This window comes from Sphingomonas sp. BE123 (assembly GCF_031456015.1).
Lineage (GTDB): Bacteria > Pseudomonadota > Alphaproteobacteria > Sphingomonadales > Sphingomonadaceae > Sphingomonas.
In genome coordinates, this window is the sequence record NZ_JAVDTW010000001.1 from 400,291 (window position 1) to 423,357 (window position 23,067).

23 protein-coding genes and 1 tRNA gene are annotated in these 23,067 nt (G+C 64.9%); 12 read left to right on the top strand and 12 right to left on the bottom strand.

The window, feature by feature from the left end:
• Window positions 1–90 precede the first annotated feature (90 nt).
• The gene (gene trmFO, locus J2Y54_RS01845; protein WP_310036462.1) at window positions 91–1,443 is read left to right on the top strand and encodes a methylenetetrahydrofolate--tRNA-(uracil(54)-C(5))-methyltransferase (FADH(2)-oxidizing) TrmFO; all 1,353 of its coding nucleotides are present in this window, start codon (window positions 91–93) and stop codon (window positions 1,441–1,443) included.
• Window position 1,444: 1 nt separating this feature from the next.
• Here the strand turns inward: trmFO and J2Y54_RS01850 are convergent, their stop codons facing one another.
• Window positions 1,445–1,927: a histidine kinase gene (locus tag J2Y54_RS01850; RefSeq protein ID WP_310036463.1), complete on the bottom strand. Its 483-nt coding sequence runs from the start codon at window positions 1,925–1,927 to the stop codon at window positions 1,445–1,447.
• A gap of 57 nt (window positions 1,928–1,984) precedes the next feature.
• Entirely contained in the window at window positions 1,985–2,677 is a 693-nt protein-coding gene (locus J2Y54_RS01855) for a hypothetical protein (protein ID WP_310036465.1), read from the bottom strand.
• 88 nt (window positions 2,678–2,765) lie between these two features.
• Here J2Y54_RS01855 and J2Y54_RS01860 point away from each other — a divergent pair, with 88 nt between their 5' ends.
• The 3 genes from J2Y54_RS01860 to J2Y54_RS01870 are packed head-to-tail and all read left to right on the top strand — an operon-like array spanning window position 2,766 to window position 6,168.
• Window positions 2,766–4,748: a Tad domain-containing protein gene (locus J2Y54_RS01860; protein ID WP_310036466.1), complete on the top strand. Its 1,983-nt coding sequence runs from the start codon at window positions 2,766–2,768 to the stop codon at window positions 4,746–4,748.
• Window positions 4,745–5,509: a pilus assembly protein gene (locus tag J2Y54_RS01865; protein ID WP_310036468.1), complete on the top strand. Its 765-nt coding sequence runs from the start codon at window positions 4,745–4,747 to the stop codon at window positions 5,507–5,509. Before J2Y54_RS01860 ends, J2Y54_RS01865 begins: the two co-directional genes overlap by 4 nt.
• On the top strand, window positions 5,506–6,168 hold the full coding sequence (locus tag J2Y54_RS01870; protein ID WP_310036469.1) for a pilus assembly protein: 663 nt from the start codon (window positions 5,506–5,508) through the stop codon (window positions 6,166–6,168). The genes J2Y54_RS01865 and J2Y54_RS01870 overlap by 4 nt, the downstream gene beginning before the upstream one ends.
• Window positions 6,169–6,210: 42 nt before the next feature.
• On the opposite strand, the gene J2Y54_RS01875 is transcribed toward J2Y54_RS01870, so the two are convergent.
• The 4 genes from J2Y54_RS01875 to eno all read right to left on the bottom strand — a co-directional run bounded on the left by J2Y54_RS01875 (window position 6,211) and on the right by eno (window position 10,409).
• Window positions 6,211–7,605, bottom strand: a complete 1,395-nt coding sequence (locus J2Y54_RS01875) for a pyruvate dehydrogenase complex E1 component subunit beta (protein WP_310036470.1) — start codon at window positions 7,603–7,605, stop codon at window positions 6,211–6,213.
• A gap of 1 nt (window position 7,606) precedes the next feature.
• Entirely contained in the window at window positions 7,607–8,668 is a 1,062-nt protein-coding gene (pdhA, locus tag J2Y54_RS01880; protein WP_405052861.1) for a pyruvate dehydrogenase (acetyl-transferring) E1 component subunit alpha, read from the bottom strand.
• A gap of 120 nt (window positions 8,669–8,788) precedes the next feature.
• Window positions 8,789–9,100, bottom strand: coding sequence for a septum formation initiator family protein (locus tag J2Y54_RS01885; protein ID WP_310036472.1), 312 nt, complete (start codon window positions 9,098–9,100; stop codon window positions 8,789–8,791).
• A 31-nt stretch (window positions 9,101–9,131) separates the two neighbouring features.
• Window positions 9,132–10,409 (bottom strand): phosphopyruvate hydratase, encoded by a 1,278-nt coding sequence (eno, locus tag J2Y54_RS01890; RefSeq protein ID WP_310036473.1) that lies wholly within the window; start codon window positions 10,407–10,409, stop codon window positions 9,132–9,134.
• Between the two features lie 142 nt (window positions 10,410–10,551).
• Here eno and J2Y54_RS01895 point away from each other — a divergent pair, with 142 nt between their 5' ends.
• The 5 genes from J2Y54_RS01895 to J2Y54_RS01915 all read left to right on the top strand — a co-directional run bounded on the left by J2Y54_RS01895 (window position 10,552) and on the right by J2Y54_RS01915 (window position 12,438).
• On the top strand, window positions 10,552–11,082 hold the full coding sequence (locus J2Y54_RS01895) for a DUF883 C-terminal domain-containing protein (protein ID WP_310036474.1): 531 nt from the start codon (window positions 10,552–10,554) through the stop codon (window positions 11,080–11,082).
• A gap of 15 nt (window positions 11,083–11,097) precedes the next feature.
• Window positions 11,098–11,442 (top strand): hypothetical protein, encoded by a 345-nt coding sequence (locus J2Y54_RS01900; RefSeq protein ID WP_310036475.1) that lies wholly within the window; start codon window positions 11,098–11,100, stop codon window positions 11,440–11,442.
• Entirely contained in the window at window positions 11,439–11,795 is a 357-nt protein-coding gene (locus tag J2Y54_RS01905) for a hypothetical protein (protein ID WP_310036476.1), read from the top strand. Before J2Y54_RS01900 ends, J2Y54_RS01905 begins: the two co-directional genes overlap by 4 nt.
• Window positions 11,792–12,121, top strand: coding sequence for a hypothetical protein (locus J2Y54_RS01910; RefSeq protein WP_310036477.1), 330 nt, complete (start codon window positions 11,792–11,794; stop codon window positions 12,119–12,121). The genes J2Y54_RS01905 and J2Y54_RS01910 overlap by 4 nt, the downstream gene beginning before the upstream one ends.
• 98 nt (window positions 12,122–12,219) lie before the next feature.
• Window positions 12,220–12,438 (top strand): DUF4170 domain-containing protein, encoded by a 219-nt coding sequence (locus tag J2Y54_RS01915; RefSeq protein ID WP_310036478.1) that lies wholly within the window; start codon window positions 12,220–12,222, stop codon window positions 12,436–12,438.
• A gap of 37 nt (window positions 12,439–12,475) precedes the next feature.
• Here J2Y54_RS01915 and greA read toward each other — a convergent pair whose 3' ends face one another.
• The 4 genes from greA to carA all read right to left on the bottom strand — a co-directional run bounded on the left by greA (window position 12,476) and on the right by carA (window position 17,869).
• Window positions 12,476–12,952 (bottom strand): transcription elongation factor GreA, encoded by a 477-nt coding sequence (gene greA, locus J2Y54_RS01920; protein ID WP_310036479.1) that lies wholly within the window; start codon window positions 12,950–12,952, stop codon window positions 12,476–12,478.
• Window positions 12,953–13,033: 81 nt separating this feature from the next.
• On the bottom strand, window positions 13,034–16,366 hold the full coding sequence (carB, locus tag J2Y54_RS01925; protein ID WP_310036480.1) for a carbamoyl-phosphate synthase large subunit: 3,333 nt from the start codon (window positions 16,364–16,366) through the stop codon (window positions 13,034–13,036).
• Window positions 16,359–16,712 carry a hypothetical protein gene (locus J2Y54_RS01930; protein ID WP_310036481.1) on the bottom strand — a complete coding sequence of 118 codons (354 nt, stop codon included), beginning with the start codon at window positions 16,710–16,712 and terminating at the stop codon, window positions 16,359–16,361. Before J2Y54_RS01930 ends, carB begins: the two co-directional genes overlap by 8 nt.
• Window positions 16,709–17,869: a glutamine-hydrolyzing carbamoyl-phosphate synthase small subunit gene (carA, locus tag J2Y54_RS01935; RefSeq protein WP_310036482.1), complete on the bottom strand. Its 1,161-nt coding sequence runs from the start codon at window positions 17,867–17,869 to the stop codon at window positions 16,709–16,711. Before carA ends, J2Y54_RS01930 begins: the two co-directional genes overlap by 4 nt.
• A gap of 133 nt (window positions 17,870–18,002) precedes the next feature.
• On the opposite strand from carA, the gene J2Y54_RS01940 reads away from it, so the two are divergent.
• From J2Y54_RS01940 to rpoD, 3 genes are read left to right on the top strand one after another with little or no spacing between them, the layout of a single operon-like run.
• The gene (locus tag J2Y54_RS01940) at window positions 18,003–18,455 is read left to right on the top strand and encodes a GatB/YqeY domain-containing protein (RefSeq protein ID WP_310038425.1); all 453 of its coding nucleotides are present in this window, start codon (window positions 18,003–18,005) and stop codon (window positions 18,453–18,455) included.
• A gap of 1 nt (window position 18,456) precedes the next feature.
• The gene (dnaG, locus tag J2Y54_RS01945) at window positions 18,457–20,307 is read left to right on the top strand and encodes a DNA primase (RefSeq protein ID WP_310036483.1); all 1,851 of its coding nucleotides are present in this window, start codon (window positions 18,457–18,459) and stop codon (window positions 20,305–20,307) included.
• 52 nt (window positions 20,308–20,359) lie between these two features.
• Window positions 20,360–22,387 carry an RNA polymerase sigma factor RpoD gene (gene rpoD / locus J2Y54_RS01950; RefSeq protein ID WP_310036484.1) on the top strand — a complete coding sequence of 676 codons (2,028 nt, stop codon included), beginning with the start codon at window positions 20,360–20,362 and terminating at the stop codon, window positions 22,385–22,387.
• Between the two features lie 173 nt (window positions 22,388–22,560).
• Here the strand turns inward: rpoD and J2Y54_RS01955 are convergent.
• Window positions 22,561–22,636 (bottom strand) — tRNA-Ala (locus J2Y54_RS01955).
• Between the two features lie 59 nt (window positions 22,637–22,695).
• On the bottom strand, window positions 22,696–23,016 hold the full coding sequence (locus J2Y54_RS01960; RefSeq protein WP_310036485.1) for an FYDLN acid domain-containing protein: 321 nt from the start codon (window positions 23,014–23,016) through the stop codon (window positions 22,696–22,698).
• Window positions 23,017–23,067 lie beyond the last annotated feature (51 nt).

The window sequence follows — 23,067 nt, forward strand, 5'->3', positions numbered from 1 at the left end:
TCCGGCACCGCCGGACACGTGTCAAGCACGCGCATGACAACCCGCATTTTTTGTCAGTTTCCCCACCAAAGGGTGTCAGGCTCGATCCGAATGAATAGTCATCAAGTCCATATCATCGGCGGCGGTCTCGCCGGGTCCGAAGCGGCGTGGCAGCTCGCCAATGCCGGCATCCGTGTGAAGCTGTCCGAAATGCGGGGCGGCGGCGACATGACCCCCGCGCACCAGACCGATGGTCTTGCCGAACTGGTCTGCTCGAACAGCTTCCGCTCCGACGATGCCGAACGCAACGCGGTGGGCCTGCTGCATCAGGAGATGCGCGACCTCGGGTCGCTGATCATGGCGCAGGGCGACGCGCACAAGGTGCCGGCCGGCTCTGCGCTCGCGGTGGACCGCGACCTGTTCTCGCAAGGCGTCACTTCCGCACTCGAAGCGCATCCCAACATCACCATCGTGCGCGAACGCATCGATCAGCTTCCGGCCGAGGGGCTGACGATCGTGGCCACCGGCCCGCTCACCGCCCCCGGTCTGGCCGACAGTATCGGCGCCGCCACCGGCAGCGACGCCCTCGCCTTTTTCGACGCCATCGCCCCGATCGTCCATTTCGAGAGCATCGACATGGACAAGGCATGGTTTCAGTCGCGCTGGGACAAGGTCGGCCCCGGCGGGAACGGCAAGGATTACATCAACTGCCCGCTGACCAAGGACGAGTATCTGGCATTTCATCAGGGCCTGCTCGACGGCGAAAAGACCGAGTTCAAGGAGTGGGAGAACGTCCCCTATTTCGACGGATGCATGCCGATCGAGGTGATGGCCGAGCGCGGTGTCGATACGCTGCGCTACGGCCCGATGAAGGGCGTCGGGCTCGATGATCCACGCACCGCCTGCGACGAATTCCCCAATGGCCGCTGGCCCTATGCCGTGGTCCAGCTGCGGCAGGACAATGCCACCGGCACGCTGTGGAACATGGTCGGCTTCCAGACCAAGCTCAAATATGCCGAGCAGGTCCGCCTGTTCCGCACCATTCCGGGGCTTGAGAACGCCGAATTCGCCCGGCTTGGCGGCCTCCACCGCAACACCTTCATTCGCTCGCCCGAGCTGCTCGATCCGACGCTGCGGCTGAAGAGCCGCCCGCATATCCGCTTTGCGGGCCAAGTGACGGGGTGCGAGGGCTATGTCGAAAGCAGTGCGATCGGGCTGTTGGCGGGCCGGTTCGCCGCGGCGGAGCTTCTGGGCCGCGACCTCGCCCCGCCTCCGGTCGAAACCGCGCTCGGCGCGCTGCTCGGCCACATCACCGGAGGGGCGGAGGTCGAGACCTATCAGCCGATGAACGTCAATTTCGGCCTGATGCCACCGATTGCGGGGCGGACGAAGAAGGCCGACCGCAAATTGCTCTACACCGCCCGTGCCCGCACCGCCTTTGCGGAGTGGCTCAAGGCGGCCTGAGCTACTCCTCGGCCTCCGCCAGCGCCTTGGCCACTTCGGCGCGACAGTCGCAGCGCGGGGTGGTCCTGGCCTTGCGCTTCGGCGCGGTGGTGGCGAATTCGGCGCGGGTCAGCGTCCCCGACTTGTCCGTGTCGGCGGCGGCAAAGCGGGTCGAGGTGCGCACCGACCATTCCTCGAACGACAGCCTGCCGTCGCCATTGCTGTCGAGCTTGGCAAAGGCCTTGCGCCGGGGTTGCTGGAGTTCGGCGAGGGAAATGAGTCCATTCCGGTCCTTGTCGTTCCGGTCGAACCGTTTTTCCTCCCGACTCCGGTCCGGGGCCTGCGGCACTTCGGCCGAATCAGCAGCGGCCGATGGTGCTTCCGGCCGTGCCTCTGCCGCCGGCGGCGTCGGCAGCGGATCCGGTGTCGCCTTGCTCTGGAACAGAAAAACCCCGGCACCCGCCATCAGCAGCGCCGCGACCCCGCCGGCAACATATCGCCACATCCCGACTCTCCCCTGGCCTGGGATCAGGCTAGCGGATCGCACCGCAGCGGCAAGCCGTCACCGCCCGCTCATCCGGTGCCACAGCGCCCGCAGCATCCGCCGCGGCGACCCACGCTCCACCCCGGCGAGGTCCAGCCGCGCGAGATGCGCCATTGCCCCCAACGCCCGGCCATTCCGGCTCCACCGCGCGCTGCACGCCTGGTCCAGCGCCACCTCGGCCACGGCCCGCGCGGCGGCAGCTTCACCCGGATCGCTCAGCTTCAGCGCCAGATCCGCCAGCGCCCAGCCCTGTCCGGCAACCGCCACCGGATCGCGCTCCGCCGCCCCGGCAATCCGTCCCGCCAGCGTAAACAACCGCGCACCGCGTTCGCCATGCGCGCGCAGCGCTTCCGCATCGAGTTCGGGGTCGAGCAGCACGCTCCAGCCGGCGACGATCCCCGCTACCGCACCGCCCGTCACGTCGGGCCGCACGACCGCAGCGGCAATCCCCTGCAGCACCGGCTCAGCCGGGGCCGGCGCCCGGTCGAGCGCTTCCAGCGCGTCTTCCCACCATTTCAGGCGGATCTGGCCGAGCATCGGCTCGCTGGTCGTCCGCAATGTTTCGCCCAGCCGGTCGTCCAGCGCCAGCAACGCGGCAAGCGCATTGGCCGCATCGATCGTTGGGGCGTAGGCCAGGATCAGCCCGCGCTCAGGCGATTCACCATCGTCCCGCTGCCAACCGCCCGCGTTTCCCGGCATCGCGTTAACCATCCTCTTTCAACCCCCGTTAGCCCAACTTCCGGCATAGCCCGTAGTGAACGGGGGAAGCTTTCTGTCGATGTCGCCGCGCCCAACCGCCATGACCAACGCCCGGGCCCTTATGGGCCGGCTTGCCCGCGACCGTCGCGGCAACACGCTGGCGATCATCGCCGCATCGCTGGTCCCGCTTGCCGGCATGGTCGGCGGCGGGGTCGACTTGAGCCGCATGTACATCGTCAAGACGCGGCTGCAACATGCCTGCGACGCCGGCGCGCTCGCCGGCCGCAAGCAAATGGGCGGCGGCACCTGGGCGTTCAACAACCATGCGGCGCGCGCCGCTGCCGAACGCTTCTTCGACGCGAATATCCAGGCCAGCCCCTATGGGGCGTCCACCGTCACGCGCAGCTTCACCGAAAGCGCCGGCAAGGTCACCGGAACCGCCAGCGCGACGCTGCCGATGACGTTGATGCGCGTGCTCGGGAAAACCACCGAAACGCTCAGCGTCACGTGCGACGCGGAAATGCGCCTGCCCAATACCGATGTGATGTTCGTGCTCGACACAACCGGGTCGATGGGCAGCAAGGCCATCGACACCGACACCCAGACCAAGATGGAAGCGCTCCGCTCGGCGGTGAAATGCTTCTACGAGATCGTCGGCCGCCTGGACACGAACGAGAATTGCGCCACCGGCACCCCCTCTGGCGGCACCGGGTCGACGGTCCAGGTCCGGTTCGGGTTCATGCCCTACGCGTCCAACGTGAATGTCGGAAAGCTGCTCCCGACCAGCTACATCGCGGACACCTGGTCCTATCAATCGCGCGAACCCGAATGGGAAATCACCCAGCGGCTTGAATGGGGCGCGGTCGTCGACACCACGGGCTCGCCCGGTAGCGGCGAGAGCGAGTGGAGCAACTGGCAGGGGACCGGCCACTCGTGCTGGAGCGCCCCGGCGGATCAGAACAATGTGTCCGGAACCTATCAGGTCGACACACCCGTCGTCACCAGCGGCACGACGCGGACCTGGCAGACGCGCACCTACTCGCGCTACAATGTCGATTATGGGACATCCTGGTCTGGCTGGAGCTGTTCCGTCTCGGTCCGCTACAAGGGGACCGGCAGCTACACGGTCGTTCAGCATACCCAGACGGCCCAGACCATCAACGAACAGACCTTTCGGCGCTGGCATTATGGCCGGATCGCACACAATGTCTCGGGCCTGAAGAACGGGACCAGCTGGAATAACACGCTCCAGCTGCCGATCGGTTCGAATGGCACGATGCGGACCCTGACGTGGGACGGTTGCATCGAGGAGCGCGCGACGGTCAGTCAGGCGAGCTACGACCCCATTCCCGCGGGTGCAAAGGATCTTGACATCGATTCAGCGCCGGTTGCCGGGGACGCGACCACGCAATGGGGCCCGGCGCTGCAACAGGCCATCTATGCCCGCGATGTCCAGAACTACTGGTCCGAACTGGACCGCAACGACGCTTACACGACCGCCAACTATTACAACGCTGTTCCATATTTCTGTCCTGAACAGGCAAAGAAGCTGCAGGCCTGGCCGACGGCTTCCGCCTTTGAAAGCTATGTCGACAATCTGACCCCGAACGGGAACACCTATCACGACATCGGCCTTTTGTGGGGCGCGCGTTTCCTGTCGCCAACCGGGATCTTCCGGTCCGAAAACGAGTACACGCCGCAAGGCGGTGAAATCGAACGGCACATGATCTTCATGACCGACGGTGAAGCGTGTACCAACGAAACCGACTATGGCGCCTATGGCTTTCACTGGCTGGACCGCCGCATCACCGACCCTGCCAGTGCGCCGACGGGGGGCTGCCTAACCACCGGCACGATCACCCAGCAGGTCAACGCACGGACCCAGGCAATCTGCACTGCGATCAAGAACAAGAACATCACCTTATGGGTAATCTGGTTCGGTGCATCGTCACCCACGATTGAGGGAATGATGCAGAGCTGCGCGACCACGGGTCGCTACTTCGCCGCGCGCAACTCGGCCGATCTGCAGAACACGTTCAAGTCGATTGCCGACCAGATCTCCCAGCTGAGGCTTACCCGGTGAAGCGGCGATTCTCCCTCCGCCGCTTTGCCCCCGGCGCGCTCCGGCGCGACGAGGCGGGCGCCACCATCGTCGAATTCGCGATGGTGGCGCCTGTGCTCGGGCTGGCGCTGCTTGGCGCATTCGATGTGGCGCATACGCTCTACACCCGCGCGGCAATTCAGGGCGTGGTGCAGAAGACCGCGCGCGACTCGACCCTTGAAAGCGGGCTGGAATCCGGCGCGCAGGCGGCGCTGGACAACAAGGTCAGGGCGCAGGTGAAGGCGCTCGCGAACAATGCGACGATCACCATCAACCGGCGTTTCTACCGAACCTTCAGCGATGCCGCTGCGGCACGGGCCGAGGCGTGGACGGACACGAACGGCAATCGTGTATGCGATGGCAGCGAGCCGTATGAAGATGTGAACGGAAACGGCGTCTGGGACCGGGACGGCGCAAATGCCGGCCAGGGCGGGGCGAAGGATGCGACGCTCTACACGGTGACCGCCAGCTATCCGCGGATGTTTCCGCTCTACAATCTGATCGGCGGATCGCGCACCACCACGATCACCGCCTCGACCGTCCTGCGCAACCAGCCCTATAGCGATCAGGGCAGCTATGGCGCGAGCCAGGTGCGCAACTGTCCGCCAGCGATCGAAGCGTCGCCGGTTCCGGTCAACACCAGCAGCCCGACCCCCGCCCCCACCGTTAGCCCGTCGGCCAGCCCAAGTCCGACCCCGACCGCCGGCTGCAATAATGGGCTGTTTGGGCTCTGCCTGCTATGATCGCGGGCCGCTCGGCCGTGGTCCGCACGCTGCGCCGCCTGCGCCGCGACCGCCAGGGGTTGGCGCTGCTTGAATTCGCGCTTTCGCTGCCCCTGCTGCTGATGCTCAGCCTGGCCGGTGCGGAACTGACCAGCTACATCGTCACGCGTATGCGCGTCAGTCAGATCGCGCTGCATCTTGCCGACAATGCGGCCCGGATCGGATCAGGCAGCCAGCTTCAGGCGAAGACGATCAATGAAGCCGACATCAATGACCTGCTCACTGGCGCGGGTCTGCAATCGGGCGAGCTCGACCTGTTCAGTAATGGCCGGGTGATCATTTCCAGCCTTGAGCCGGATCCGGCCAACGCCGGCAAGAACCGCATCCGTTGGCAACGCTGCCGCGGCGCCAAGACATCGCAGACGTCAGCCTATGGTGGCGCAGGCGCAACCAACCTCAACGGGATGGGAAAGACCGGCCGTCTTGCACTCGCGCCGGCCGACAGCGTCGTGATGTATGTCGAGGTCTATTATGAATATCAGCCGCTGTTGCGCGCCGCGCTCGCGCCCACGATGAATTTTCGTGAGGAGGCATCGATGATGGTGCGCGATCGCCGCGACACAGTCGGCGGCACGAACGGCGTATACCAGGTTACCGGCGTCACCGCCTCGACCTGCTGACCGCGTTCAGGCCCCTCCCCTCCCGGGGAGGGACCGAACGGTTCAGCGGTAGGTGACCTTCTTCACCCCGGCCACCACCTTCTCGGCGGTGATCAGCGCGAGTTTCTCGAGGTTCGCGGCATAGGGCAGCGGGACGTCTTCGTTGGTCACGCGGATCACCGGAGCATCGAGATCGTCGAAGCCCTGCTCCATGCACACCGCGACGATTTCCGACGCGATCGAGCACACCGGCCAGCCTTCCTCGACCACCACCATGCGGTTGGTCTTCTTCAGGCTCTTGAGCACCGTGTCGGTGTCGAGCGGGCGCAGCGTGCGCAGGTCGATCACCTCGGCATCGATGCCCTCTGCGGCCAGCGTCTCGGCGGCTTCGAGCGCGACACCAACGCCGATCGAATAGCTGACCAGCGTCACGTCCTTGCCCTCGCGGACGATGCGCGCCTTGCCGATCGGCAGCACCCAGTCGTCGAGCTTGGGGACGTCGAAGCTGCGCCCGTACATCAGTTCGTTCTCGAGGAACACGACCGGATCTTCCGACCGGATCGCCGCCTTCAGCAGGCCCTTGGCATCCGCCGCGTCATAGGGCGCGATCACGATCAGGCCCGGAACGCTGGCATACCACGGACCGTAATTCTGGCTGTGCTGCGCGCCGACGCGACTCGCCGCGCCGTTGGGACCGCGGAACACGATCGGGCAGCGCATCTGGCCGCCCGACATGTAATTGGTCTTCGCGGCCGAGTTGATGATGTGGTCGATCGCCTGCATCGCGAAGTTGAACGTCATGAACTCGACGATCGGCTTGAGGCCACCCATCGCCGCGCCCGAACCGATGCCGGCAAAGCCATATTCGGTGATCGGGGTGTCGATCACGCGGCGCGAGCCGAATTCGTCGAGCAGCCCCTGGGTCACCTTGTAGGCGCCCTGATATTCCGCGACTTCCTCGCCCATCACGAACACGCGGTCGTCCGCGCGCATTTCCTCGGCCATCGCATCGCGCAACGCTTCACGCACGGTCGTCTTGACCATTTCGGTGCCCGCGGGAACCTCCGGATCGACCACGCTCGCCGCCTTGTCGCTCGCCAGCTGCTTGGTGCCGCTGTCAGCCTTTTTCGGGCCGCCATCTTCGCCCGCAGCGGGCTCTTCCGCCTTCGGCGCCGGAGCGGGTGCCGCCGCCGGAGCAGGCGCCGACGCATCCTCGCCCTCGGCCGCGATCGTCGCGATCACGGTGCCGACCTTCACCCCGTCGGTGCCCTCGGCCACCAGGATCTGCGCCAGCGTGCCTTCATCGACCGCTTCGAATTCCATCGTCGCCTTGTCGGTTTCGATCTCGGCGATGATGTCGCCCGACTTGATCGTGTCGCCTTCCTTCACCAGCCACTTGGCGAGGGTTCCCTCTTCCATCGTGGGCGAGAGCGCGGGCATCTTCAGCTCGATCGCCATTTCAGTACGTCTCCACCAGAACGTCGGTATACAGCTCGGCCGGATCCGGCTCCGGCGCCTGCTCGGCGAAGTCCGCCGACTCGTTCACTGCCTTGCGAATCTCGGCCTCGATCGCCTTCAGCTCGTCTTCCTTGACGCCGATGGCCTCCAGTTCCTTCTTCACGCCTTCGATCGGATCGCTCTTCTCGCGCACCGACTGGACCTCGTCGCGCGAGCGGTACTTGGCCGGGTCGGACATCGAATGGCCGCGATAGCGATAGGTCTTCATCTCGAGGATGATCGGGCCCTTGCCCGCGCGGACCCATGCCAGCGCTTCTTCGGCGGCACCACGGCACGCCAGCACGTCCATGCCGTCGACCTGGATGCCGGGAATGCGGAAGCTTTCGCCACGCTTGTACAGCTGGTCCTCGGACGATGCGCGATTGACGCTGGTGCCCATGGCGTACTGGTTGTTCTCGATCACGAAGATGATCGGAAGCTTCCACAGCTCGGCCATGTTGAAGGTCTCATAGACCTGGCCCTGGTTCGCGGCGCCGTCGCCGAAATAGGCCATGGCGACGCCACCGTCACCGCGATATTTGTGCGCAAAGGCAAGGCCCGCGCCAAGCGACACCTGCGCGCCGACGATGCCGTGCCCACCGTAGAACTTCTTCTCGGTCGAGAACATGTGCATCGACCCGCCCTTGCCGCGGCTGATGCCCGCAGCGCGACCGGTGAGCTCCGCCATGATCTCCTTGGGATCGATGCCGTAAGCGAGCATGTGGCCATGGTCGCGATAGCCGGTAATCACCGAATCCTTATCGCCGTCCAGTGCCGACTGCAGGCCGACCGCGACCGCTTCCTGCCCGATATACAGGTGACAGAAGCCGCCGATGAAGCCGAGGCCGTAAAGCTGGCCCGCCTTTTCCTCGAAACGGCGGATGAGCAGCATCTGGCGATAGAATTCGAGCAGCTCCTCCTTCGACGCATTGTACCGTTGCGGTTCGTTCGGACGCTCACGGTTGGTTGGAGCTGGTTCGTTAGTGCGGCTCTTGGCCGGTGCTTTTGCCACGATGATCCTCATCCTGGGGAAAGATGGAAGCGGCCCTATAGGCCGGTTATCGCCCCGGGCGCAATGGCAAGCGCGGGTAGTTACGATCGCATCTAACGCTACGGCGTCGGGGCGGGGTTCGCCGCGATCGAGTCAGTCGAGCGCGACGATCACCTCGTCGGGGTGCACGACGTTCAGCTTCTTGCGGGTCAGTTCGTCGACCATGTCGGGGTCGGCACCGCTCTGCTTGAGCAGTGCCACCCGATTGCGCAGCTCGGCCCGCTGCTTCTCAAGCCGGGCAAGTTCGGCCTGTTTGGCGGCCAGCTGGCGCTTGTAATCGCCATAGACCAGCACGCCATTGGGCCCGAGCACCGCCGCATAGGCAAAAAAGCCCATGAACATGATCGCGACGGCAGGCAGTCCTGCCCGGCTGAGGATCGTCTTGAACGGTGTTGCGCGGCTCATTGGGTTAATGTCGCGCAAACCGATTCGTCGATCAACCCCGTAGAATGCCGCGCCCCGCATAAACTGCCGCATCGCCCAGCTCTTCCTCGATCCGGATCAGCTGGTTGTACTTGGCAAGCCGGTCAGAGCGCGCGAGCGAACCCGTCTTGATCTGCCCGCAATTGGTCGCAACCGCGAGATCGGCGATCGTCGCGTCCTCGGTCTCGCCCGAACGGTGCGACATCACGGCGGTGTAGGAGGAACGCTGCGCCAGGCTGACCGCCTCCAGCGTTTCGGTCAGCGTGCCGATCTGGTTGACCTTGACCAGCAGCGAGTTGGCGAAACCGCCATCGATGCCGCGCTTCAGCCGCTTCGGGTTGGTCACGAACAGATCGTCGCCGACCAGCTGAACCTTGCCGCCCAGCTTTTCGGTCAGCAGCTTCCACCCGTCCCAATCGTCCTCGGCCATGCCGTCCTCGATCGAGAAAATCGGGTAGCCGGCGCACAGCTCGGCGAGGAAATCGGCATTCTGCGCCGACGTCAGCGTCTTGCCCTCACCCACCATCTTGTACGCGCCGTCGCGATAATATTCGGTCGCTGCGCAATCGAGCGCGAGCATGACGTCATCGCCGGGCGTGTACCCGGCCTTCTCGATGCTCGCCATGATGAAGTCGAGCGCTTCGTGCGTCGATGCGATGTTCGGCGCGAAACCACCTTCGTCGCCCACCGCGGTCGACAGCCCCTTGTCGTGCAGGCCCTTTTTGAGCGTGTGGAAGATTTCCGCACCACACCGCACCGCTTCGGCCAGCGAGTCCGCGCCGACCGGGACGATCATGAACTCCTGGAAATCGATCGCATTGTCGGCATGCTCGCCGCCATTGATGATGTTCATCATCGGCACCGGCAGGACATGCGCCGAAACACCGCCGACATAGCGGTAGAGCGGCAGGCCGCGCGCATCCGCAGCCGCCTTGGCGACCGCGAGGCTCACGCCCAGGATTGCGTTCGCGCCCAGCCGGCCCTTGTTCTCGGTGCCGTCCAGCTCGATCATCGCGTAATCGATCTCGGCCTGATCCTCGGCATCGAGGCCGGTGATCTCCTCGGCAATCTCGCCGTTCACACCCTCGACCGCCTCAAGCACGCCCTTGCCGAGATAGACCGACGTGTCGCCGTCGCGCTTCTCGACCGCTTCATGCGCGCCGGTCGACGCGCCCGACGGGACCGCGGCGCGGCCAAAGCTGCCGTCTTCGAGCAACACATCGACCTCGACCGTGGGGTTGCCGCGGCTGTCGAGAATCTGGCGCGCATGGATGTCGATGATTGCGGTCACGAAATGGTCTCCCTACCTTGGGTCAAGACGGTGTCGCGCGGGCCTCTATCCCGTTCGTCGCCGCTGGGCAAATCACGGATGGCGGGGAACCCTCGCGCCGCGCCATGGTTGTCTGGGCGAAGCAGCAAAAGGGATTCGAGCGATGGCTGACGAAACTTTCCCCAAGGACCAGAGCATGGATCCGGCGACCGATGCGCTTGTCGCGACGCGACCCGCAGGAAGCACGACGGACGAGCCGGGCAAACGCAGCGCAGGCGCCTTTGTTCGCGACGAGGCGGGCAAGCTCGCCGGCCAGGCGGGCGACAAGGCGCGCTCCTTTGCCGATACCGGCAAGGAAAAGGCGACCGGCGCGCTCGACGAATTCTCCAACCTGATGCGCGATGCCGCCGGCACGGTCGATGAAAAGCTTGGCGAGCAATATGGCCAATATGCCCGCTCCGCCGCCGATCAGATTTCCGGCCTCGCCGAATCGCTGCGCGGCAAGCAGGTAGACGACCTGCTCGATGACGCGCGCGAGTTCGTGGAGAAGAGCCCGGCGGTTGCCGTCGGCATCGCGGCCGGAGTCGGCTTCGTCCTTGCACGCTTGCTCAAGTCCGGGCTCGATGCTGCTGGCGACCTTGCCGACAAGGGCGATCCGAACCGGAGCGATCCGGACGACCGCCCCACGGCATGATCGAGCTTGGGGGGCATGGTGGACGAACGGGACGATGACAGCATCGGCACATTGGCTGCTCAAGCGGTGGCCGATGCGCGTGCCTATGCCGAGGCGGAAATTGCCTATTGGAAGACGCTGGCGTTAGCCCGGATTGCGGACGCACGCGCGGCGCTGATCTTCGGTGCAATCGTCTTCCTGCTCGCAAATTCCGCAGCAATCGCGCTCATCGTCGGGCTGGTCCTGATCCTGTCGCCCCATATCGGCCCAGCCGGCGCGACCTTGGTGGTCGTCTTGGCCGCGATGGGTGCGGCCGGACTTGCGGCACGCACGGCGCTGCAGCGCTATCGCCGTGCCGTGCGCCCCCGGGACGTGCCATGAGCGATGTGCCCTCCGCCCTTGCGGATGCGGACGCGCGGCGGCTCAGCGCGCGTACCCGGCTATTCGCGACGCTCGATCGGGTTCAGGCACGGGTCAACCCCGTCACGCTCGCCCAGGATGCGGTCGAAACCGTCGCCCTGGGCGTGGCGCGAGACACGGTCGCGACCGTTCGCGCCCATCCGCGCACGGTCGCGGCAGTCGCCGGGGCGGCCATCGTGTTCCTCGCGCGCCGCCCGCTCGCACGCATCCTCGCCGGCGGTGCAACCACGATCGTCAAGGCGAGTTTGAAGAAGCGCAGCGCAACGCACACATCCGCGGGCAAGGCCCGTCGAAAGAAAGGATCGTCGAAATGAGCAAATCCCGCAAGGCCGCCACCGGCTCGCGCTCCGAAGGGCTCGAGCAGAACCCGCTGGCGCTTGTCGCAGGCGGTGTCGCACTGGGCGTGGTAATCGGTGCGCTGATCCCGCGCCTGCAAAAGGAAAAGGAACTGCTCGCCCCGGTCGGCAAGCGCATCGCGGAAAGCGCCACTGCTGCAGCGGCGGCCGCACGGGAAGCCGGCAAGGCCGAGATCGATGCGATTCTGCCCCAGCGCGACGCGGCCAAGGAGCAGATCGGCAAGATCATCGGCTCGGCGCTCACTGCCGCAAAGGAAGCCGCATCAACCAAGGCCGACGCCTGACCGTCACCGTGCCGCGCGCATTACGGTGCGGCACGGTATTGAGTGGAGCGTGGCATCGCGGCTAAGGCCCCGGGGTATCTCATTCCCCGGGAGCCTATATGAGCAAATTGCATCTCGTCTTTGGCGGTCGCGTGACCGATCCGATGACGCTCGATTTCCAGGATCCGACCAAGCTCGACGTGGTCGGGGTGTTCCCCGATTATGCCAGCGCTGAAAAGGCGTGGCGCGCTGCCGCGCAGCGCACCGTCGATGATGCCGAAATGAAATATGTGGTCGTGCACCTTCACCGGCTGCTCGAGCCGGACATGGAAGGCTGACTTACCTCCTCCCCCAGCGAGCTGGGGGAGGACCCGATCAGATAAACTCGATCTTGCTGACTTCGTACCAGCGATCTCCCGCCGGCACGGTCACTTCGACCTCATCGCCCAGGCTCTTGCCGATCAGCGCGCGGCCGAGCGGCGAGTTGTAGCTGATCCGACCGGTTTTGGCGTCCGCCTCGGCCTGGCCGACAATCTGGTACTTCACCGTCTTGTCGTCCTCATCGAGCAGCGTCACCGTTGCGCCGAACACGATGCGGTCGCCCGACAGTTCGCGCGGATCGATGATCTGCGCGCGGCTCAGCTTGTCCTCGATATCGGCGATCGACGCCTCGATCTGCCCCTGCCGTTCCTTCGCCGCGTGATATTCGGCGTTTTCGGACAGGTCGCCATGCGCGCGGGCCTCCTCGATCGCGTCGACAATCAGCGGACGCTCGGCTTTCAGCATTTTGAGCTGCTCGTTGAGCTTCTCATAGCCTTCCGCCAGCATCGGCATCTTTTCGACCGTCGCCATCCCGTACCCGTCCTTCGTCAAAACCCCTTCCCCGACGTGCCAGAATTGGCCCGCCCGCACCCTAACTCACGTTGTGGGGGATCAATTGTGCGATTGCGAATAGTAGGCCTGCAACGGACGGACTTCAAGGGACTGGCCGCTCAGCGCCGTAATGGCCTGCGCTGCGGCGACGCTGGCGGGCGCCGTGGTGAAGTACGGGATCTTCAGCGACAGCGCCGACGCGCGGATCGATTCGCTGTCCTTCAGCGACTGCCACCCTTCGGTGGTGTTGAAAATCAGCGCAATGTCGCCGTCACGGATTCGGTCGACGATATGCGGACGACCCTGCGCCACCTTGTTGACCCGCTCGACCGGAACGCCCTGCGCCGCCAGATAGTCGGCGGTCCCGCCGGTCGCGACGATGGTGAAACCCTGTTCGACCAGCAGCTTCACGCCCGGCAGCACCACCGGCTTGTCGCTGTCCTTGACGCTGACGAACACATTGCCGCCCTTGGGCAGCACCGTGCCCGCGCCCAGCTGCGCCTTGGCAAAGGCGGTCGGGAAATCGCGATCGATCCCCATCACTTCGCCGGTGGACTTCATTTCCGGTGACAGCACCGGATCGACGCCGGGGAAGCGGTTGAACGGGAACACCGCTTCCTTGACCGCGATATAATCGATGTCACGATCGATGGCCGGCAGGTCCTTCAGCTTCTCGCCCGCCATCACGCGGCTCGCGATCTTCGCAATCGGCACGCCGATGGCCTTGGCGACGAACGGCACCGTCCGCGATGCACGCGGGTTCACCTCGATCAGGTACACTTCGCCGTCCTTGACCGCGAACTGGATGTTCATCAGGCCCTTGACGCTCAGCGCGCGCGCCAGCGCGTCCGCCTGTCGCTCGATTTCCGCGATGATCGCGTCGGGCAGGCTGTAGGGCGGCAGCGAGCACGCGCTGTCGCCCGAATGGACGCCCGCCTCCTCGATATGCTGCAGCACGCCTGCGACCACCACATCGTCGCCGTCGCTGATCGCGTCGACATCGACCTCGATCGCGTCGCGCAGATACTGGTCGATCAGCACCGGGGCATCGCCCGACACCTGCACCGCGGTCTGGATATAATGATCCAGCTGCTCGGGGGTATCGACAATCTCCATCGCCCGGCCACCCAGCACGAAGCTCGGCCGCGTCAGCACCGGATAGCCGATCCGCTCGGCTACCGCGATCGCCTCTTCGCGGCTGCGCGCAATGCCGTTCTTGGGCTGCTTGAGGCCAAGCCGCGCGACCAGGTCGGCGAACAGCTCGCGATCCTCGGCCAGGTCGATCGCATCCGGGCTGGTGCCCAGGATCGGGATCCCCGCCTGCTCCAGCGCGCGCGCGAGGTTCAGCGGCGTCTGCCCGCCAAACTGGACGATCACCCCGGCGAGCGTGCCGTTCGACATCTCGACATGCAGGATCTCCAGCACATCCTCCGCCGTCAGCGGCTCGAAATACAGCCGGTCTGACGTGTCATAATCGGTGCTCACCGTTTCCGGGTTGCAGTTGACCATGATCGTCTCATAGCCCGCATCCGCCAGCGCGAAGCAGGCGTGGCAGCAGCAATAATCGAACTCGATCCCCTGCCCGATCCGGTTCGGCCCGCCGCCCAGGATCACGACCTTCTTGCGCGCCGACGGCATGCTCTCGCACTCGGGCGCGCCAAAGGACGGCGCCTCATAGGTCGAGTACATATAGGGCGTCTTGGCATCGAACTCGGCGGCGCAGGTGTCGATGCGCTTGAACACCGGACGGACGCCAAGCTTGTGGCGCAGCTTGCGCACATCCGCCTCGGTCACCCCGCCGGTCATCGCCTTGACGACCTCACCGATCAGGCCAGACGACTTCGCCATCGCGTCGGTGCCTTCGCGCAGGTTCGCCGAGCGCAACGCCAGCCACGCCAGCCTTTTGTCGCTGAACCCCATCGACTTGAGCCGCCGCATCCCAGCGGCATCCTGCGGCAGGCCGTTGCGGCACACGCCCTCTTCCGCCGCGATGATCTCGGCAATCCGCTCCAGGAACCACGGGTCGTACGCCGCGAGCGCATGGACCTCGGCGACCGTAAAGCCCTCACGCAGCGCCTGCGCCGCGATCAGCAGCCGGTCGGGCGTGCGCTGCGCCAGCGCCGCCTCGATCACGTCGCGCGGCGCGCCCTGCAGATGCTCGACATTGTTGAAGCCGGACAGGCCGGTCTCCAGCCCGCGCAGCGCCTTCTGCATCGATTCATGAATGTTGCGGCCGATCGCCATCACCTCGCCGACCGACTTCATCGCCGTGCCCAGCGTCGCCTCGGCGCCCTTGAACTTCTCGAACGCAAAGCGCGGGATCTTGGTCACGACATAGTCGATCGTCGGCTCGAAGCTCGCCGGCGTCGCGCCGGTAATGTCGTTGGTGATCTCGTCCAGCGTATAGCCGACCGCCAGCTTCGCCGCGACCTTGGCGATCGGAAAGCCGGTCGCCTTGCTCGCCAGCGCCGAAGACCGCGACACGCGCGGATTCATCTCGATCACGATCAGGCGCCCGTCCTTCGGGTTCACCGCGAACTGCACGTTCGACCCGCCGGTCTCGACGCCGATCTCGCGCAGCACCGCGATGCTGGCGTTGCGCATGATCTGATATTCCTTGTCGGTCAGCGTCAGCGCGGGCGCGACCGTGATCGAGTCACCCGTATGGGTGCCCATCGCGTCGACATTCTCGATCGAACAGATGATGATGCAGTTGTCGTTGCGGTCCCGCACGACCTCCATCTCATATTCCTTCCAACCGAGGAGCGATTCCTCGATCAGCACCTCGGTCGTCGGCGATGCATCCAGCCCCTTGCGGACGATCTCGATGAACTCTTCCTTGTTGTACGCAATGCCGCCGCCGGTGCCGCCCAGCGTGAAGGACGGACGGATGATCGCCGGCAGCCCGACCTTCTCCAGCCCCTCCAGCGCCTCGGCCTCGCTGTGCGCAATCGCCGAGCGCGCACTGTCGAGCCCGATCTTGTCCATCGCGTCGCGGAATTTCAGCCGATCCTCGGCCTTGTCGATCGCCTCGGCATTCGCGCCGATCATGGTGACGCCGAACTTCTCCAGCGTGCCATCCTGTGCCAGCGCCAGCGCGGTATTCAGCGCCGTCTGCCCGCCCATCGTCGGCAGGACCGCGTCTGGCCGCTCCTTCTCGATGATCTTGGCGACCACGGCGGGCGTGATCGGCTCGACATAGGTCGCGTCGGCCAGCTCGGGATCGGTCATGATCGTCGCCGGGTTCGAATTGACCAGGACGATACGATAGCCCTCTTCCTTGAGCGCCTTGATCGCCTGCGTGCCCGAATAATCGAACTCGCACGCCTGACCGATCACGATGGGACCAGCGCCAATGACGAGGATGGAGGAGATGTCAGTGCGTTTAGGCATATTCGCTATCGTCTTCCTCAGCCCTGATTAGGCAGTTCATAAATACTTTCGTTGCGTGCCGCGCAGCTACTTCTTCGAGTGCGCATTGCAACCGCTCCACTATCTCGACACTGAGAAGGCCAATCCGGCGTGTCTCGAGATAACCTTCGCGTTCCGCCCCCCAGAAATTCAGCCGTTCGAACCCCAGCGACGCCAAGTCTCTTGCGAGTGCATCCACTGCCTCAGCGCGAAGGTCGAAGCATTCAAAGTCCTGATACCAACGGAGTGGTTCGTTGGCGGAGACCCCATTTGCATGAAAGTCTCGAAGCACGTCAGAAAGCTTTAAGCCTTCCTCAGCATTCGTCACCGCAACATCCCCACAAACCGCTCGAACAGATAGAAGCTATCCTGCGGCCCCGGCGACGCCTCGGGGTGGTACTGCACGCTAAACGCCCGCCCACCGTCAATCTCGATCCCGCAATTGCTGCCGTCGAACAGCGACACATGCGTCTCGACCACGCCCGCGGGCAACGTCGCGCTCTCGACCGCAAAGCCGTGGTTCATCGACGTGATCTCAACCGCGCCGTCGCTCAGCCGTTTGACCGGGTGGTTCGCGCCGCGATGCCCCTGGAACATCTTGGTCGTCTGCGCGCCCGCCGCCAGCGCCAGCAGCTGATGGCCAAGGCAGATTCCGAACAACGGCTTCTTGGTCGCCAGCAGCTCGCGGATCACCGGCACAGCATATTCGCCGGTCGCGGCCGGATCGCCCGGCCCGTTCGACAGGAAGATGCCGTCGGGGTTGAAGCTCAGCACCTGCTCGGCGGTCGCGGTCGCGGGCAGCACCGTCACCTTCGCCCCGGCCTTTACGAGATTGCGGAAGATATTGTGCTTCGATCCATAATCGATCGCCACGACATGCGGGCGCGCGCCATCGCCATCGACCTCATAGCCAAAGCCCAGCCGCCACACGCCGCCTTCCCACCCGAAATGCGTCTCGGTGGTGACGGTGATGGCCAGGTCCATGCCCTCCAGCCCCGGCCAGGCCTTTGCCTGTTCGATCAGCGCCGGAATATCGAAGTCGCCCGAAGCCGAATGCGCGATCACCCCGTTCGGTGCGCCCTTGCCGCGAATGCGCCGCGTCAGCGCGCGGGTGTCGATGCCCGAAAGGCCGATGCGGTTGTGCTTCTTCATCCACGTGTCGAGATGCTCGACGCTGCGGAAATTGCTCGGCTCGGTTACATCCTCGCGCACGATCATGCCCAGCGCGTGCGGATTGTCCGCCTCGACATCGTCCGGGTTCGCGCCGACATTGCCGATATGCGGGAAGGTAAAGCAGATCATCTGGCCCGCGAAGGACGGGTCGGTCATGATCTCCTGATATCCGGTCATCGCGGTGTGGAAGCAGACCTCCCCAGCCGCCGCGCCCTCGGCCCCGAATCCACGGCCCCAGATCACTTCGCCGGTCGCAAGGACCAGCACTCCGGTCGCACCTTCGGGCACAGCAATAGGCGTGGCTTCGGCCATCAGAGAAGGTCGCTCCTGTCAGTTTTTCCGGCGATGTCGCTAAGCGCTGCCCGCTAGACCCCTACCCCCCTCGCGTCAACCGTCCGTCGCGACTATCTGGGGCAAATTCCGATTCAGTTGAAAGATGAAGCAAATGATCCGCGACGACATCAAGGCCGCCCTCGTCACCGCCATGAAGGGCGGCGACAAGGAAGGGACCGCCGCCATCCGCCTGATCCAGAGCGCGATCAAGAACCGCGATATCGAGGCGCGCACGCAAAGCCCCGTCGCGGACGACGACGCGCTGGTCGTGGAAGTGCTGCAGAAGATGGTGAAGCAGCGCCGCGAATCGATCGAGATGTTCGAAAAGGGCGGCCGCCAGGAACTTGCCGACAAGGAAAAGGCCGAGGTCGCAGTGATCGAACGCTTCCTCCCGGCCCAGCTGAGCGAGGAAGATACCAAGGCCGCGATCGAGGCGATCAAGGCCGATCTTGGCGCCACCGGCATGAAGGATATGGGCCGCGTCATGGCTGAGCTGAAGGCGCGGCATGCGGCGAGCCTCGACATGAGCAAGGCCAGCGGTCTGGTAAAGGCGGCGCTGGCCTGAGGTGACCCTTACCCCCGCCTTTCTCGACGAGCTGCGCGCGCGCACCACGCTGTCGGCCCTGATCGGCCGCAGCGTGAAGATCACGCGCGCAGGTCGCGAATACAAGGCGTGCTGCCCCTTTCACAACGAGAAGACGCCCAGCTTCACGATCAACGACGACAAGGGCTTCTATCATTGCTTCGGTTGCGGGGCGCATGGCGACGCCATCCGCTGGATGACCGAGCATGACGGCCTACCCTTCATCGATGCGGTGAAGGAACTGGCCGCCGCCGCCGGGCTCGACATGCCGGAGGCCGACCCGCGCGCGGCGCAGCGGGCGGAGCGCGCCAAGGGGCTGCACGAGGCGCTGGCCGACGCCGCCAAATTCTATACCGATCAGTTGCACGGCATCGCCGGGGCCGAAGCGCGCGCGCTGCTCGAACGCCGCGGCATCACCGCCGACACCGCCCGGACCTTTGGCATGGGCTATGCGCCGGACTCGCGGAACAGGCTGCGTGAAGCGCTCAAAAGCTATGGCGACGCGCTGCTGGTCGAGGCGGGGCTGCTGATCCAGGTCGAGGGCAAGGAACCCTATGACCGGTTCCGCGGTCGCCTGATGATCCCGATCAAGGATGCGCGCGGCCGCGTGATCGGTTTTGGCGGGCGCATCATCGGCGATGGCGAGCCCAAATATCTGAACTCCCCCGAAACCCCGCTGTTCGACAAGGGGCGCACGCTCTACAACCTCGACCGTGCGGGGGCCGCGTCGCGCAAGACCGGGCGGGTCATCGCGGTCGAAGGCTATATGGACGTCATCGCACTGGCGCAGGCCGGCTTTGGCGAAGCGGTCGCCCCGCTCGGCACGGCGATGACCGAACATCAGCTTGAGCGGCTGTGGCGGATGGCCGACATCCCCTATCTGTCCTTCGACGGCGACAATGCCGGGCAAAAGGCGGCGATCCGCGCCGCACATCGTGCGCTGCCGCTGCTCCAGCCGGGCCGCAGCCTCGCCTTTGTCACGCTGCCGCCGGGACAGGATCCCGACGATCTGGTGCGCGCCGCCGGGCCGCAGGCGTTCGAAGCGTTGCTGGCATCGGCCCAACCGCTCGCCGACCGGCTGTGGAGCCACGAACTGGCGGCCGAGCCGGTCGACACGCCCGAAGCGCGCGCCGGCCTCAAACGGCGGCTGTCGGACCTCGCCGCGACCATCCAGGACGGCAATGTCCGTCACGAATATGTGAACGAGTTCCGCCGCCGGGTCGACGAACACTTTGCCCCCGCGCCGCGCGCCTTCACGCCGCGCGGCCAGTCGCGCGGCCCGTTCAAGCCCGGCCAGCGCTGGCAGCCGCCCGAACCGCCGCCCAGCCCGGAATCGCGGGCGATCGGCGCCACCGGGATCGACCGCACGCTGGCCAAGGCGGTGCTCGCCGGGCTGATCCGCCACCCGGCCGAAATCGCCCGCCATGTCGAAACCCTGACCAGCCTTGCCCATGCCGATGGGGCGCTTGGCCGGCTGTTCGAAGCGGTGGTCGATGTCGCGCTGGAAGATCAGGCGCTTGATAGCGCGCGGCTGCGCACCATATTGACGACGTCCGGTTTCGATTCACAGGCAGCCGAGTTGCTGCGCGCCGACCAGCTTCCCTTTACCTTCACCCAGAAGGATTGGGACGCGGGCCGGGCCGCGTTCGACCTTAGCGAAGCGATTGCGGTACTGGCGGCACGCCCGCGTGTCGAAGCTGCGCTGGCCGAGGCAACGGCCGCGGTGCAGGCGCAGTTCAGCGACGCTGCGTTCGAACGTCAGGTGGCGCTGGTGAGGCAGAAGGCGGAGCTTGAGTCCCGCCTCGCGAATCTGATGCTTGCGGACGAAGCATAATTGAGTGATTAGGCGGCGTATAATAGCCGCCATACGATTTCAAAGGCAGTCGATGGCAAAGGCAAATATGGCGGACGGCACGGAAACCACGGATACCGGCGACGCACCGCTGATCGATCTCAACGAAGGCTCCATCAAGAAGCTGATCGCCCGCGCCAAGAAGCGCGGCTACATCACGGTCGACCAGCTGAACGAAATGCTGCCGCAGGACCAGTTCACGTCCGAGCAGATCGAAGACGTCATGTCTGCGCTCAGCGACATGGGCGTGAACGTCGTCGAGAATGAGGATGTCGGCGAGGACGATCAGCCCGAGGACGAAACCCCGGACGAGATCGACGCCGACAGCAAGGACGACGAACCCGCCTTCGAAATCGCCAAGAAGAAGGAAACCGTCGATCGCACCGACGATCCGGTGCGCATGTACCTGCGCGAGATGGGCGCGGTCGAGCTGCTCAGCCGCGAAGGCGAAATCGCGATCGCCAAGCGCATCGAGGCCGGCCGCGACACGATGATCCTCGGCCTGTGCGAGTCGCCGATCACCTTCAACGCCATCATCGGCTGGTCCGACGCGCTCAACGCCGGCGAGATGCAGCTGCGCGAGATTCTCGACCTTGACGCGATGTTGTCCAAGGGGCCGTCCGCCGAGCAGGTCGAAGGCGCCGAGGAAGATGACAATGGCGAGATCAGCGAGAAGACCGCCGGCGCGACCTACAAGGAAGAGGAAGACGTCGAGGAGGAAAGCGCCGAGGACGAGGATGACGAGCTGACCGAGCGCCGCGCCCGGCGCCCGTCGGACGACGAAGACGAGGACAACACGCTCAGCCTCGCCCAGATGGAAGAGACGCTGAAGCCCCAGGCGCTCGAGAAGTTCGCGAACATCACCGCGATCTACAAGAAGTTCGCCAAGGTGCAGCAGCAGCGGCTCGACGCGATGGCGTCCGGCGGCGAATTGTCGGCAGCCGAAGAGAAGAAATATCACAAGCTGCGCGAAGAGCTGACCGCCGAAGTCGAAAGCGTCCAGTTCCACCAGGCGAAGATCGAATATCTCGTCGACCAGCTCTACAGCTTCAACCGGCGCCTCACCGCGCTGGGCGGCCAGATGCTGCGCCTTGCCGAACGGCACAAGGTGAGCCGCAAGGACTTTCTGGATCGCTATGTCGATCACGAGATGGACGAGAACTGGCTCGAATCGATCGCGAAGCTCGACAAGAAATGGGCCGCGTTCGCGACCAACGAAGCCGCAGCCGCCGACCGCATCCGCGTCGAAGTCTCGGAGATCAGCCAGCAGACCGGCATGGCGCTCGGCGAATTCCGCCGCATCGTCAACATGGTGCAGAAGGGCGAGCGCGAGGCGCGCATCGCGAAGAAGGAGATGGTCGAGGCCAATCTTCGCCTCGTGATCTCGATCGCCAAGAAATACACCAATCGCGGCCTGCAGTTTCTGGATCTCATTCAGGAGGGCAATATCGGCCTGATGAAGGCGGTCGATAAGTTCGAATATCGCCGCGGCTACAAGTTCAGCACCTATGCGACCTGGTGGATCCGTCAGGCGATCACGCGTTCGATCGCCGATCAGGCACGCACGATCCGCATCCCGGTGCACATGATCGAGACGATCAACAAGCTGGTGCGTACCAGCCGCCAGTTCCTGCACGAACAGGGCCGCGAACCGACTCCGGAGGAGATGGCCGAGCGCCTGTCGATGCCGCTGGAGAAGGTGCGCAAGGTGATGAAAATCGCCAAGGAACCGATCAGCCTCGAAACGCCGATCGGCGACGAGGAAGATTCGCACCTCGGCGACTTCATCGAGGACAAGAACGCGATCATCCCGGTCGATGCCGCGATCCAGGCGAACCTCAAGGAAACGGTCACCCGCGTCCTCGCCAGCCTCACCCCGCGCGAGGAACGTGTGCTGCGCATGCGCTTCGGCATCGGCATGAACACCGACCACACGCTCGAGGAGGTCGGTCAGCAGTTCAGCGTGACGCGCGAGCGCATCCGCCAGATCGAGGCCAAGGCGCTGCGCAAGCTCAAGCACCCGAGCCGCAGCCGCAAGATGCGCTCGTTCCTCGACCAGTAATCGGCGCGACCGGGGCGGGACACCTCCGCCCCGGTTCGCTCGGTACCGCAAGCACGCAAAAAGGGCCGCCCGATGGGCGGCCCTTTTTTTGGCTCAGGACCAAGCTGCCTGGCGGCTTGACTTTTTCGAAACCTGCTGGATTTCCCGGGAAATCCACCCCGTCATGCGGGGGATGGTGGAGCCGAGGGGGATCGAACCCCTGACCTTCGCAATGCCATTGCGACGCTCTCCCAGCTGAGCTACGGCCCCATCCGTTCCGGGAAGGAGGTGGCGTTTAGCAGCCACTCCGCGGTATGCAACCGCTTTTTTTAGGTTTCTTCGTCGTCGTCGCCGGTGTCCACACCGAGGTCGTCGTCGCCACCCAGATCGACGTCGTCATCGAGCGAGCCCTCTGCGTCCTCGTCAATGTCCAGATCCTCGTCACCCAGGTCGGCGTCGTCCTTCTTGACCTTCTCGGCGTCTGCCTTGACGGCCTCGAACGGCAGCGGCTGCTTCGACTTCAGGATCGGCTCGGGCTCCCACGCGAACCCGCAGTTGATGCAGGTTACCGGTTCGTCCTTGGTCAGATCGTAAAAGCGGGTCGCGCATTTCGGGCAGGTCCGCTTCGTGCCCCATTCCGGCTTCACCATGTGCCGCTCTATGCCTTTTCGTTCGAATTTACAGGGATGACGGGAAACATG

Bases quoted from the DNA above. Each gene is read 5' to 3' on its own strand.
- trmFO (WP_310036462.1), top strand. From the start codon at position 91: ATGAATAGTCATCAAGTCCATATCATCGGCGGCGGTCTCGCCGGGTCC.
- J2Y54_RS01850 (WP_310036463.1), bottom strand. From the start codon at position 1,927: ATGTGGCGATATGTTGCCGGCGGGGTCGCGGCGCTGCTGATGGCGGGT.
- J2Y54_RS01855 (WP_310036465.1), bottom strand. From the start codon at position 2,677: ATGGTTAACGCGATGCCGGGAAACGCGGGCGGTTGGCAGCGGGACGAT.
- J2Y54_RS01860 (WP_310036466.1), top strand. From the start codon at position 2,766: ATGACCAACGCCCGGGCCCTTATGGGCCGGCTTGCCCGCGACCGTCGC.
- J2Y54_RS01870 (WP_310036469.1), top strand. From the start codon at position 5,506: ATGATCGCGGGCCGCTCGGCCGTGGTCCGCACGCTGCGCCGCCTGCGC.
- J2Y54_RS01875 (WP_310036470.1), bottom strand. From the start codon at position 7,605: ATGGCGATCGAGCTGAAGATGCCCGCGCTCTCGCCCACGATGGAAGAG.
- pdhA (WP_405052861.1), bottom strand. From the start codon at position 8,668: ATGAGGATCATCGTGGCAAAAGCACCGGCCAAGAGCCGCACTAACGAA.
- J2Y54_RS01885 (WP_310036472.1), bottom strand. From the start codon at position 9,100: ATGAGCCGCGCAACACCGTTCAAGACGATCCTCAGCCGGGCAGGACTG.
- J2Y54_RS01895 (WP_310036474.1), top strand. From the start codon at position 10,552: ATGGCTGACGAAACTTTCCCCAAGGACCAGAGCATGGATCCGGCGACC.
- J2Y54_RS01900 (WP_310036475.1), top strand. From the start codon at position 11,098: ATGGTGGACGAACGGGACGATGACAGCATCGGCACATTGGCTGCTCAA.
- J2Y54_RS01905 (WP_310036476.1), top strand. From the start codon at position 11,439: ATGAGCGATGTGCCCTCCGCCCTTGCGGATGCGGACGCGCGGCGGCTC.
- J2Y54_RS01910 (WP_310036477.1), top strand. From the start codon at position 11,792: ATGAGCAAATCCCGCAAGGCCGCCACCGGCTCGCGCTCCGAAGGGCTC.
- J2Y54_RS01915 (WP_310036478.1), top strand. From the start codon at position 12,220: ATGAGCAAATTGCATCTCGTCTTTGGCGGTCGCGTGACCGATCCGATG.
- greA (WP_310036479.1), bottom strand. From the start codon at position 12,952: ATGGCGACGGTCGAAAAGATGCCGATGCTGGCGGAAGGCTATGAGAAG.
- carB (WP_310036480.1), bottom strand. From the start codon at position 16,366: ATGCCTAAACGCACTGACATCTCCTCCATCCTCGTCATTGGCGCTGGT.
- carA (WP_310036482.1), bottom strand. From the start codon at position 17,869: ATGGCCGAAGCCACGCCTATTGCTGTGCCCGAAGGTGCGACCGGAGTG.
- J2Y54_RS01940 (WP_310038425.1), top strand. From the start codon at position 18,003: ATGATCCGCGACGACATCAAGGCCGCCCTCGTCACCGCCATGAAGGGC.
- rpoD (WP_310036484.1), top strand. From the start codon at position 20,360: ATGGCAAAGGCAAATATGGCGGACGGCACGGAAACCACGGATACCGGC.
- J2Y54_RS01960 (WP_310036485.1), bottom strand. From the start codon at position 23,016: ATGGTGAAGCCGGAATGGGGCACGAAGCGGACCTGCCCGAAATGCGCG.